The 13,601-nt window shown below is 37.6% G+C and carries 6 protein-coding genes; all 6 read left to right on the top strand.

Going from position 1 to position 13,601, the window contains the following annotated elements:
• Positions 1–160 precede the first annotated feature (160 nt).
• The gene (locus CPHY_RS17360; protein ID WP_012201352.1) at positions 161–4,042 is read left to right on the top strand and encodes a phosphoribosylformylglycinamidine synthase subunit PurQ; all 3,882 of its coding nucleotides are present in this window, start codon (positions 161–163) and stop codon (positions 4,040–4,042) included.
• A gap of 501 nt (positions 4,043–4,543) precedes the next feature.
• Complete coding sequence (gene pepT, locus CPHY_RS17350; RefSeq protein WP_012201351.1) at positions 4,544–5,767, top strand: peptidase T; 1,224 nt, start codon at positions 4,544–4,546, stop codon at positions 5,765–5,767.
• Between the two features lie 720 nt (positions 5,768–6,487).
• Positions 6,488–8,161 carry a dihydroxy-acid dehydratase gene (gene ilvD / locus CPHY_RS17345; RefSeq protein WP_012201350.1) on the top strand — a complete coding sequence of 558 codons (1,674 nt, stop codon included), beginning with the start codon at positions 6,488–6,490 and terminating at the stop codon, positions 8,159–8,161.
• Between the two features lie 132 nt (positions 8,162–8,293).
• A complete protein-coding gene (gene ilvB, locus CPHY_RS17340) occupies positions 8,294–9,979 on the top strand; it encodes a biosynthetic-type acetolactate synthase large subunit (protein WP_012201349.1) in 1,686 nt (561 codons plus the stop codon).
• A gap of 522 nt (positions 9,980–10,501) precedes the next feature.
• Positions 10,502–11,863, top strand: coding sequence for an NCS2 family permease (locus CPHY_RS17335; protein ID WP_012201348.1), 1,362 nt, complete (start codon positions 10,502–10,504; stop codon positions 11,861–11,863).
• A 346-nt stretch (positions 11,864–12,209) separates the two neighbouring features.
• The gene (locus CPHY_RS17330) at positions 12,210–13,436 is read left to right on the top strand and encodes a 6-phosphofructokinase (protein ID WP_012201347.1); all 1,227 of its coding nucleotides are present in this window, start codon (positions 12,210–12,212) and stop codon (positions 13,434–13,436) included.
• The last annotated feature ends 165 nt before the right edge of the window (positions 13,437–13,601 follow it).

The raw sequence follows: 13,601 nt of genomic DNA, 5'->3' as shown, positions 1-13,601 counted from the left end.
GACAATAATAAGATGGGACAATAGCTGGCTTTATTAGTTCACCTAATGAAATATTTCATATATATTAATTTCATTTATAAATACGCCTATGATATAATAAATATAACCAGAAAAGAGGAAGTATACACAAAAACCTAGAAAAATATACGGAGGTAATGACGTGGGAAGTGTCAAAAGAGTATATGTAGAGAAAAAAGTACCTTATGCAGTACGTGCTAAAGAGCTAAAAGAAGAGCTTAGAAGTTATTTAGGGCTTAAGACACTTACAAATGTGCGTGTTTTAATCCGTTATGATATAGAGAATGTAAGTGATGAAACCTATCAAAAAGCACTCGGTATCGTGTTTTCAGAGCCACCAGTAGATGATTTATATGAGGAAAAGTTTCCATTCGCATCAGGGGATAGAGTATTTTCCGTGGAATATCTCCCTGGACAATTTGACCAGCGTGCAGATTCTGCGGAGCAGTGTGTAAAGCTCTTAAATGAAAAAGAAGAGCCAGTCATTCATTGTGCAACAACTTATGTATTAGATGGTACGTTAGGGGAAGAAGATTTTGTTCGTATCAAACAATATTGTATTAACCCTGTGGATTCTAGGGAGACAGATGAGGTAAAACCAGAAACTTTAATGACAGAGTTTGAAACACCTGAGGATATATCCTATTTAATTGGTTTTCAAAGTATGGGGGAGACGAAGCTTCTTTTATTATATGAATCTTTAAATTTAGCAATGACTTATGCTGATTTTAAACATATACAAAATTATTTTAAAGTGGAAGAAAAGAGAGACCCTTCGATTACGGAAATTCGTGTTCTAGACACTTACTGGTCCGATCATTGCCGCCACACCACTTTCTTAACGGAGTTAACTAAGGTAGATTTTGAAGAAGGTTATTATAAGGAGCCAATTAAGGCTGCATATGAAGATTATAAAGCGAATAGAGAGATCCTTTATAAAGATAGAGATGATAAGTACATTTCGTTAATGGACATTGCATTACTTGCGATGAAGAAACTAAAGGCAGACGGGAAGCTTGAGGATATGGAAGTTTCCGATGAAATCAACGCCTGTTCTATCGTAGTTCCGGTTGAAATTGATGGTGTGACAGAAGAGTGGTTGGTATTTTTTAAGAACGAGACTCATAACCATCCAACCGAAATTGAACCATTTGGTGGAGCAGCAACTTGTCTTGGAGGAGCAATTCGTGATCCATTATCCGGACGTGGTTATGTTTATCAAGCAATGAGAGTAACTGGAGCAGCTGACCCGACGGTATCCTTAAAAGATACCTTACAAGGTAAACTTCCACAAAGAAAGATTGTAACAGGAGCTGCGAAAGGTTATAGCTCTTATGGAAATCAAATCGGTCTTGCGACTGGATTAGTAGATGAAATCTATCATCCAAATTACGTTGCAAAACGAATGGAGATTGGTGCTGTTATGGGTGCTGCACCAAGAAAAAATGTGATTCGAGAAAATTCCGAGCCAGGTGATATCATTATTTTAATGGGTGGTCGTACTGGTCGTGATGGCTGTGGTGGTGCTACGGGTTCCTCTAAAGTACACACAACAGAATCCATTCAGACTTGTGGTGCAGAGGTACAGAAAGGTAACGCACCTACCGAGCGTAAATTACAGAGACTTTTCCGCCGCGAGGAAGTATCTAAATTAATTAAGAAATGTAATGACTTTGGAGCAGGTGGTGTGTCTGTTGCTATTGGAGAATTAGCAGATGGTCTTCGTATTGATTTAGATAAGGTTCCTAAAAAGTATGCTGGTTTAGATGGTACAGAACTTGCGATTTCTGAATCTCAGGAGCGTATGGCCATTGTTGTAGATAAAAATGACGTAGAGCAGATGCTTGCATATGCAAATGAGGAGAATCTGGAGGCTGTAGAAGTAGCAGTGGTTACGGAAGAGCCTAGATTAGTACTTAACTGGCGTGGAAAAGTAATTGTTGATATCTCAAGAAAATTCTTAGATACCAATGGGGCACATCAGGAGGCAACTGCAGTAGTAACAATACCAAAGGCAGAGGAGAACTATTTTAAAGCGGGTGCATTCTATCCTGCTGCTAAGACTGTAAAGTTACATGGTGAAGTGTCTGAAACTTCTTCGGAAGAAACTTCTAAGGGGCAAACTCTTTGTGAGGAAATGGGTAAAAAGGTTGATAACTCTATCAAAGAACAGTGGTTATCAATGCTTTCTGACTTAAACATCTGTTCCAAAAAAGGATTAGTAGAGATGTTTGATAGCTCCATCGGTGCAGCTACGGTAACGATGCCATATGGTGGGAAATTTCAGTTAACACCTGTTCAGACAATGGTAGCAAAACTACCAGTTCTTCGTGGTGCATGTGACACCGTAACGATGATGAGCTATGGATATGATCCTTACTTAAGCAGCTGGAGCCCTTTCCATGGTGCGGTATATGCAGTAATTTCTTCTGTTGCTAAAATTGTGGCAGCAGGCGGTGATCATAAAAAGATCCGATTTACCTTCCAGGAGTATTTTAGAAGGCTTGGTAATGATGCACGTCGATGGGGTGAACCATTAACTGCATTGCTTGGAGCTTATGATGCTCAAATGAAGCTGGGACTTCCATCGATTGGCGGTAAGGATAGTATGTCAGGGACTTTCAATGACATTGATGTACCACCTACCTTAGTATCCTTTGCGGTTGATGTAGCGAAAGCAAATGAGGTAGTTACCTCTGAATTAAAAAATGCTAGTAATCGTTTGGTACGTTTCTCTATAGAGAAGGATTCCTATGATTTACCTGAATATGAAAAGCTACAACATCTATATCAAGCGATTACGAAATTAATTCATGAGAAGGTTATCGTATCGGCATATGCTTTAGGTGCTAAGGGTATTGCGGAAAGTGTTTCTAAGATGGCATTTGGTAATCAGTTAGGAGTTGATTTTGACCCTAATCTTACAGATTCAGATTTATTCGCACCTGCCTACGGAGATATCGTAGCGGAAGTAAGTGAATCAGATTTCGTAAAATTAGATGCCCTAAATGTTTCATACCAGATGGTAGGTACCGTTACAGATACACGCATTTTTAATTATAAAGATATATCTATTACAATGGAAGAAGCATTATCTGCATGGTCAAACACGTTAGAAAAGGTATTCCCAACTCGTTCTAATATGGAAGAAGAAGTAGAGACAGAAAAGGTTCCATGCTACCTTTTTGATGCAAAGACAATTTATATAGCAAAGAATAAGGTAGCAAAGCCAAAAGTTTTTATTCCGGTCTTCCCAGGAACAAACTGTGAATATGATAGCTTACGAGCCTTTGAACGAGCTGGTGCAGAGGTTAAGACTGTAGTATTCAAGAATTTGGATGAGAGAAGTATTATAGAGTCTGTGGACGCATTTGAGAAAGCAATCAAGGAAGCGCAAATCTTAATGTTCCCTGGTGGATTCTCCGCTGGTGATGAGCCAGATGGTTCTGGAAAGTTTATTGCTACAGCTTTTCGTAATGTTCGTATCAGTGATGCAGTGAATGACCTTTTAAAAATAAAAGACGGTTTAGTACTTGGTATCTGCAATGGTTTCCAAGCTTTGATTAAACTTGGGTTAGTTCCAAATGGAGAGATTATGCCACAGACAGTAGATTCGCCAACCTTAACGATGAATAATATTGGACGTCATATTTCAAAAACGGTGTATACGAAAGTGGTATCGAATCAATCTCCTTGGTTAAGGAAGGCAGAACTTGGCGGAGTTTACTCCATTCCAGCTTCTCATGGAGAAGGACGCTTTGTTGCAAATGAAGAGTGGCTTAAGAAACTTGCAGCAAATGGACAGATTGCTACTCAATATGTTGATATGAATGGAAATCCAACCATGGATGAAAATTATAATCCAAATGGTTCCTATTACGCAATTGAGGGTATCACAAGTCCAGATGGTCGTGTTCTTGGTAAGATGGCACACTCCGAACGTCGTGGAGATGGAGTAGCTTTAAACATCTTTGGAAATCAGAATCAGTATATTTTTGAATCCGGTGTATCTTATTTTAAATAGAGACATTAGTTATACGAGTTAGGGGAGTTTTTCTAGAATCGGAAGTATGGGGTTAAAAGTAAAAAGGTTAAAAGTAGAGATTTATAGGAAAGCTATTGTAGAGCCGATGCTTACAAGAGATCGACAGCTTTACAATAGCTTTTTATTAGCAAAGTCATTTTCTAAGACGCATTGCTTGCGTAGACTTGTAATTTGTAGTAGAATTTATCAAACAGGTAAATTGAAAACTGGTGGGACATAGGAGTGAAAGAATTCGTTTATACTATAATAAGTAAGCCACATTAACTTCTAAGAGTCATATCGCTATATCCTAGAATCAATATTTTTGTTTCTAAGAAAATCAAATTAGTTATCAATTAATGTTGTGAGATATCGTAAATTAAGCATAAATATTAATCATAAAGCTTTTTTGGAGATAATTGTTTACAACATACTTTTTATAAAACTTAGAGAGAAATATTTCAAAATAAAATGGTGTTAAAATACCAGAAAGAGGTCAATATGTCAAAAGTGTTAGAACGTTTTTTAAATTATGTTAGCTTTCATACAACTTCCGAGGATGATCAAGAGCCAGTACCAAGTACAGATAGACAATGGATACTTGCAAAAGCTTTAGAGCAGGAATTAAAAGCGTTAGGAGCTACGAATGTTCGAATGAGTGAGCATTGTTATGTGTATGCTACCATTCCTGCAACAACGACGAAGAAAGTACCTGCCCTTGGATTTGTAGCTCATATGGACACTGCTCCAGCGCTAACCGCAGAAAATGTTAAGCCTAGAGTAGTGAAGAACTATGATGGTGGGGATATTGTATTAAATGAAGCACTAGGAATTGTTATGTCTCCAAAACAATTTCCAAGGCTTAAGAATAATGAAGGTCAAGATTTAGTAGTAACAGATGGAACCACATTGTTAGGTGGCGATGATAAAGCAGGTATTGCGGAAATCATGACAATGGCAGAGTACTTACTAACTCATCCAGAAATTGAACACGGAACCATTCAGATTGGCTTCACCCCTGACGAAGAAGTTGGCCGTGGAGTAGACTTCTTTGATGTAGAAGGATTTGGAGCAGATTTTGCTTATACTGTAGATGGTAGTACGCTTGGAGAAATCGAATATGAGAACTTTAATGCTGCAGGTGTAAAGTTAAAGATACAAGGAACAAGTATTCATCCAGGCTATGCAAAAGGAAAAATGAAGAACGCAGTATTACTCGGTATGGAATTCCAGCAGATGCTTCCAGTATCTGAAAATCCAGCATATACCGAAGGTTATGAAGGATTTTATCATCTTGATAAAATAGAGGGTACTGTTGATTCGGCAACACTTTATTATATTATAAGAGATCACGATAAAGTTAAGTTTGAGGAAAAGAAGAAGTTATTTTCTAAAGTTTGCGAATTTTTAAATGAGAAATATGGTCAGGATACTTTCTCAGCGGAGATAAAAGACAACTATTATAATATGAAAGAAAAAGTTGAACCACACATGCATTTAGTAGATCGTGCCAAAGAAGCTATGGAGGCACTAGAGATTACACCGACTGTTGTTCCTATTCGTGGTGGTACGGATGGCGCTCGTTTGTCCTTTATGGGTCTTCCTTGCCCAAACCTTTGTACTGGAGGCGAAAACTATCATGGACGATATGAGTATGTCTCTGTTAATGCAATGGAGAAAGTAGTGGAGATTCTAATAAAGATTATTGAGTTATACGCAAAATAATAGGTAGCTAAAAAGAATTGATAAAAAGTTAAGAAAAAAGAATTAAGAAAAAAGAGTCAAGAAAAAGGAGTTAAGAAAACAGAATTACTTAAGTTTTCTTAGCTCTTTTTAGTTATATTCAGGGCTTGTTTAAGTATTAAAAGTTATATCTGCCATAAAATATTAATATTGAAAAGACAGTTGACTTTAAAATAAAGTTCTGCTAGACTATACTGCAATACAAATAGAATTTTTGGAGAGTTTTGGTTATAACTGAATACAAAAATCAATAGTTTAAAGGCGTTGATGAGGAGGAGTACTTACGGAATCGAAGCAAAGAGAGGAGACGGCTGGTGAAAGTCTTCGGGAGATTCGTAGTAGTGGTAAAAGGGAACTTATAGCCATATGGTACAGGAGTGCTTATGTACCGGGAAGTAGCCTCGGAGCTTTGAACCGAACAGTAGTTACTTAGTAGGCTTCAACGGATGTCCACCGTTAAAAGGAAACAGTATTGGTTCTGCTTCATAAGGAGCAACCTGTACTGTAGAGAGCAGAAGAAATTCTGAAATTAGGTGGTACCACGGATATTACGTTCGCCCTAAGCATCCTTGCTTATGGCGGGCGTTTTTTTAATATCAAAGAGACGTGGACTCACTTTGTTGGTTTGATTATAAGATTTGAAATGTGTGATTGGTTGAGATTAAGAATAAAGAAATTACAGAAAGAAAGGTGTATAGAGATATGAAAAGTGATGCAGTAACCAAAGGGATACAACAAGCACCTCATCGATCTTTATTTAATGCGTTGGGATTAACCAAGGAAGAACTAGATAAACCACTCATAGGTATTGTAAGTTCTTATAATGAAATTGTACCAGGACATATGAACTTAGATAAGATAGTGGAAGCCGTGAAATTAGGAGTTGCGATGGCAGGAGGAACACCAATCGTATTTCCAGCGATTGCAGTATGTGATGGAATTGCGATGGGACATATCGGTATGAAATATTCCCTAGTAACGAGGGATTTGATTGCTGATTCTACTGAAGCAATGGCAATGGCACATAGTTTTGATGCTTTAGTAATGGTTCCAAACTGTGATAAGAATGTTCCAGGTTTACTTATGGCAGCAGCTAGAGTAAATATTCCTACCATATTTGTAAGTGGAGGACCAATGCTTGCAGGTCGTGTTCACGGAGAAAAGAGAAGCCTTAGCAGTATGTTTGAAGCAGTTGGCGCACATGCAGCTGGTAAGATGACGGAAGAGGAAGTTGAGGAATTTGAAAATAAAGTTTGCCCAACCTGCGGATCTTGCTCCGGAATGTATACGGCAAACAGTATGAACTGTTTAACAGAGGCGCTAGGAATGGGACTGAAAGGAAATGGAACAATTCCAGCAGTATACTCTGAACGTATTCGACTTGCAAAACATGCCGGTATGAAGATTATGGAGCTTCTACAGAATAATATACGTCCAAGAGATATTATGTCAGAGAAGGCTTTTCTTAATGCGTTGGCAGTCGATATGGCACTTGGCTGTTCTACAAACAGTATGTTACACCTACCAGCCATTGCTCATGAGGCAGGAGTTGATTTAAATGTAGATATCGCAAATGAAATCAGTGCAAAGACTCCAAACCTATGTCACCTTGCTCCGGCTGGTCATACTTACATGGAAGATTTGAATGAAGCCGGCGGTGTCTATGCTGTTATGAATGAACTTGATAAGAAGGGATTATTGTATACAGACCTAATTACTTGTACAGGTAAGACTATTAAAGAGAATATTGAAGGCTGTGTAAATAGAGATCCAGATACAATTCGTCCAATTGAAAATCCATATAGTCAAACTGGTGGAATCGCAGTGTTAAAGGGTAATCTAGCGCCAGACTCCGGTGTAGTAAAACGCTCTGCTGTAGCACCTGAGATGATGGTGCATGTTGGACCTGCAAGAGTATTTGATTGTGAAGAGGATGCAATTGACGCAATTAAGAGTGGGAAAATTGTTGCGGGAGATGTCGTAGTAATTCGATATGAAGGACCAAAGGGTGGACCTGGTATGCGAGAAATGCTAAACCCTACCTCTGCTATTGCAGGTATGGGACTTGGTTCTTCTGTTGCATTAATTACAGATGGCCGTTTCTCTGGTGCATCCAGAGGTGCATCGATAGGTCACGTATCACCGGAAGCAGCGGTTGGTGGTAATATCGCTCTCATAGAGGAGGGGGATATCATCAAAATTGATATACCGAATAATTCTCTTAACTTCGTAGTATCCGACGAGGAGTTAGAGAGAAGAAGAGTCAATTGGAGCCCAAGAGAGCCCAAAATTACGACGGGTTACCTTGCACGTTATACTGCTATGGTTACCTCTGGAAATCGTGGTGCAATTTTAGAAGTTCCACGTGTTAAGTAAGAAAGATTAAGATAAAGCTTACTATCTTCTGTTTGTGATTCACACGCAAAAAAGAGTTCTTCACTGATTGGAGATTGCAGAAGTGGCAAGATTAAAAGATTGAAAAAATGATACTATAGAAAGAGGTGCAGTATGTTATTAACCGGTTCGCAAATTTTAATTGAGTGCTTGAAAGAACAAGGCGTTGACACCATATTTGGATATCCAGGTGGTCAGGTGCTTAACATTTATGATGAGCTTTATCGTCATCAGGACGAGATAAGACATATTTTAACTTCCCATGAACAAGGGGCTTCCCATGCTGCGGATGGCTATGCACGAGCAACCGGAAAAGTCGGTGTATGTCTTGCAACGTCAGGTCCAGGTGCAACGAATTTAGTAACTGGTATCGCAACCGCTTATATGGATTCTGTTCCTATGGTTGCAATTACAGGTAACGTTCCTGTACCTCTTCTTGGTAAAGACAGCTTTCAAGAGGTTGACATTGCGGGAATCACGATGCCAATCACAAAGCATAATTTTATTGTGAAAGATATTACGAAGCTTGCTGATACGATCCGTCGTGCATTTAAGATAGCAAAGAGTGGAAGACCAGGTCCTGTTTTGATTGATATTACAAAGGATGTTACAGCAGCAAAATATGAATACGTGGAGGCTGAACCAGAAGAGATTACCTATGACGAATATCTAAAAGTAACTAGTAAAGATTTGAATGAGACTTTAGCCTTACTTCGTGGTTGTAAGAAACCTATGGTATTTGTAGGCGGCGGTGCTATTATATCGGGAGCAGAAAAAGAGTTGATGGAATTTGTAGAGCTCTTAGATTGCCCGGTTACAGATTCTTTGATGGGAAAAGGTGCATTTCCAGGAAACCATACAAGGTATACCGGAATGCTTGGAATGCATGGTACAAAAACTTCGAATTTAAGTGTTACGGAATGTGATTTATTTATAGCAATCGGAACGCGTTTTAGCGACCGAGTAACTGGAAATGCTACAAGGTTTGCACAAAATGCGAAGAAGATACATATTGATATCGATCCGGTTGAGATTAATAAGAATGTTGTTATAGACAAACGGTTAATTGGAGATATCAAAGCAGTTCTTCGTTTACTAAATGAGAAGTTAGAACAACAATCACATGAAGAATGGATGAAAAAAGTTGAAGAAAGCAAGAAAAAACATCCATTAACTTATCAGAATAATGTTTTAACAGGTCCTTACATCTTAGAAAAAATTGATGAACTTGCAGGTGAGAATGCAATTATTACAACTGAGGTAGGACAGCACCAGATGTGGGCAGCACAGTACATTAAATATAGAAATCCTAGAACATTTATTACTTCGGGTGGATTAGGGACAATGGGATACGGCTTAGGGGCAAGTCTTGGAGCAAAGGTCGGAATGCCAGATAAGACAGTAATTAATATTGCTGGTGATGGTTGCTTCCGTATGAATATGAACGAGATTGCAACTGCGACAAGATACAATATTCCAGTTATACAGGTAATATTTAATAATCACGTTCTTGGAATGGTTCGTCAGTGGCAGACACTCTTCTATGGAAGACGTTATTCTCAAACGATTCTGAATGATAAAGTGGATTTTGTAAAGCTAGCAGAAGCTATGGGAGCAAAGGCTTTCCGAATTACCAAAAAAGAAGAAGTGGAACCTGTATTAAAAGAAGCACTTTCTTTAAACGAACCAGTCGTAATAGATTGTATCATTGATAATGATGATAAAGTTTGGCCTATGGTTGCACCAGGTGCTGCAATTGAGGAATGTTTTAATGAGGATGATCTTGATAAAAAGAATTAAAATAAAGAAATTAACTCAAATATGTATGTATAAAATTACAACCTGCATTGTGGGAAAAAATCTGCAATGCGGGTTTTTTATTTTATTTAATATGTAAAAAAATAGGAATAAATTAAAATATCAACGAGATAAATAAGTGTCACTTATAAATAAAATAAGCTGGAATAATTACAAAAATTTCAGTGAAATCAGGCTTCTTAGCGGATTAAAGTAAAAATCAAAATTTAGTGTTATTTCGTCCTTTTATTACAAAATTCTATCTTTTAATGCTTGACAGTTGAGAGCGCTATTGATAAAATGAGCGTGTATTGAGAAAAGTTATTTGTTTAAATATGCAAATAATTATACTAATTGTATATTTATAAACATTATAAGAAAACAGTGTAAGGGTGCTATGAACTTTAAGAATGAAAGCACGTGTTAGTCGGTTTCATTGCCTTACTAGCGTTTTTTATGATTCAAACAGGGGTACCTGTTAAGGAGTAAAGCTCCTTGAATAAATTATAATAGGAGGAAGTATTTATGGAACGCTTTTTTAAATTGAAGCAGAACAATACAAACGTGCGTACAGAAGTAATAGCAGGTTTCACTACATTTTTTGCAATGGCGTACATTATCACAGTAAATCCAGGGATGTTATCAAAGACTGGAATGCCATGGGGAGCGGTATTTTTAGCAACTATATTAGCATCTATCGTCGGAACTTTAATTATGGGACTTGTTGCTAATGTTCCATATGCACAGGCACCAGGAATGGGACTAAATGCATTTTTCGTATTTACCGTATGCTTTGGTCTTAAGTTTAGCTGGCAGGAAGCTTTGGCAATGGTATTTATCTGTGGTTTGTTTAATATTTTTATTACGGTAACAAAACTTCGTAAGTTAATTATTAAATCCATTCCGGAAAGCTTACAGCATGCTATCGGTGGCGGAATCGGTATTTTCGTAGCATATATTGCAATTGTTAATTCAGGACTAGTTATCTTTGTTGGTGATCCAATTGTTCCTAGCATTGCAACTTTTAATAATCCAGCCGTTATTTTAACTGTAGTTGGACTTGTACTTACTGTTATTCTTTTATTATTAAACGTAAAGGGTGCCATCTTTATCGGTATTCTCGTAACTACATTACTTGGTATTCCTTTTGGCGTAACAAAGACAGCAGATTCGATAAGTTTTAGTGAAGCATTAAGTCAGTTACCAGAAACTTTTGGTGCTGCATTTGGTAAAGAAGGTATTCAGCATTTATTTTCGGATGCAAGCAGAATTCCTCTTGTATTAATGACAATCTTTGCATTTAGTTTATCAGATACCTTTGATACCATCGGAACATTTATTGGAACTGGTCGTAAAACAGGAATCTTCTCTAAAGAGGATGAAGAAGCACTTGAAAATAGTGCAGGATTTAAGTCTAAGATGGACAAGGCTTTATTTGCAGATGCTACAGCAACCAGCATTGGTGCTATCTTTGGTACTTCGAATACTACTACTTACGTAGAGAGTGCAGCAGGTATTAATGCAGGTGGACGTACTGGCTTAACCAGTGTAGTGGTAGCTATTTTGTTTGCAGTTAGTGCATTCTTTGCTCCATATGTAAGTGCAATTCCTTTTGCAGCTACCGCTCCAGCTCTTATTGTTGTTGGTGTTATGATGCTTTCCGCGTTTAAGCAGGTAGATTGGGATAACTTAGAAGAAGCTATACCAGCGTTCTTTGCAGGTGCCTTCACAGCTCTTTGCTATAGTATTTCCTATGGTATTGCAGGAGGATTTATCTTCTATATTATTGTAAAATGTGTTAAGGGAAAAGTAAAAGAGGTAACACCGGTACTTTGGGTGGCAACAGGTTTATTTATTGCAAACTTTGTAATTTTAGCATTATTATAAGAAATATTTACAGTTCCATATTTTAAATATTAGGAATTTATGGGGTTACGAATTGGCATTTTTGCTATCCGTGACCCTAATTCTATGTCCGTATCGTTAACAAGTTTTTGGTAAAAATATCTTAAATATCGTTAAAAGAGTGAAATTTAGAATAGTTTTTTGTTAAAAGTGCATGATAAGTTTATTATTTAACACCTTTTAATATTGTATTATCAAAAATCATCTGCTATAATCTCGTAGTGAGCGCGATTGCGCAAAATTGTGCAATTTGTACATAGAGTGCAAATTCCATACATGGCGTTATGGTAACTAAATGGGACACAACTAAAAATGAGGAGGCAATTACATGAGTGGCAATGTCATTGTTGGACAGTCTGGAGGACCAACAGCGGTTATTAATTCAAGTTTGGCGGGGGTATACAAAACAGCAATGGATCGAGGGGCTAATAAAGTCTACGGTATGCAACATGGTATTCAGGGCTTTCTTAACGGGCAGATTGTTGACTTATCCGATCATATTAAGAGCAATCTCGACCTCGAGTTATTAAAGCGTACACCTTCTTCTTATCTTGGTTCATGCAGATATAAGCTTCCTGAAGTTTCCGTGAACAAAGAAGTTTATGAGACCATCTTTCAAAAGCTTCATGAATTAAACATTGAGTATTTCTTCTATATTGGTGGTAATGATTCCATGGATACTATCAAGAAATTATCTGAGTATGCAGAAATGACAGGAAGTCACATTCGTTTTATGGGCGTACCAAAAACAATCGATAATGACTTAGCTGCAACGGATCATACTCCTGGTTTTGGTAGTGCGGCAAAATACATTGCTTCAATTACAAAAGAGGTAATTCGTGATGGATTAGTTTATGATATTAAAAGCGTTACTATTTTAGAAATCATGGGTAGAAATGCTGGGTGGTTAACTGGTGCAGCTGCTCTTGCTAAGAGTGAAGACTGCGAAGGACCGGATATGATTCTTCTTCCGGAAGTTCCATTTGATACGAAAGACTTTATACAAAAAGTGGATGAAATTCAAAAGCGTAAGAAGTCCGTAGTGATTGCTGTTTCAGAGGGTGTTCGTCTTGCAGATGGTAGATATGTTTGTGAGGTCGGAGATGCAAATGGCAGTGTCGATGCGTTTGGGCATAAACAGCTTTCTGGTACAGGTCGTGTATTAGCTAACTTAGTGGCTGGTGAGCTTGGCTGTAAAGCACGTGCGATTGAATTTAGTACCTTGCAACGTTGTGCCTCTCATATCGTATCACGTACGGATATTTCAGAAGCATTCCAAGTTGGTGGTGCAGCAGTAAAAGCAGCTTATGAAGGTGAGACTGGCAAGATGATTACCTTAAAACGTGTTAGTGATGAACCATATCAGTGTACTACCGATATCTATGACATAAAGGCAATTGCTAACGTAGAAAAACGTGTACCTATGGAATGGATTGACGTTCCAAATTATTATGTAACACAGGATTTCATTAATTATGCAAGACCATTAATTCAGGCAGAACTTACTCCAATTATGGTTGAGGGACTTCCAAGACATTTATATTGTGAGGAGTAATCTTTCAAGGGAAATAATAAAAAAATGAATAGAGTTCATTTTTTTACCCAGAATAATAAATGGTTCTGTTAAAAGCATTTAGTAAGCAATAGAAAGCAAATTAACGGGCTTTCTATTGCTTTTTTTATTTAGATTGCTCATCCTTTTTTTGCAAGGCGATGCGTA

The sequence above is a fragment of the Lachnoclostridium phytofermentans ISDg genome (genome assembly GCF_000018685.1).
Lineage (GTDB): Bacteria > Bacillota > Clostridia > Lachnospirales > Lachnospiraceae > Lachnoclostridium > Lachnoclostridium phytofermentans.
Note: the sequence above shows the minus strand (reverse complement) of the source record. Positions and strands in the feature narration are given on the sequence as shown.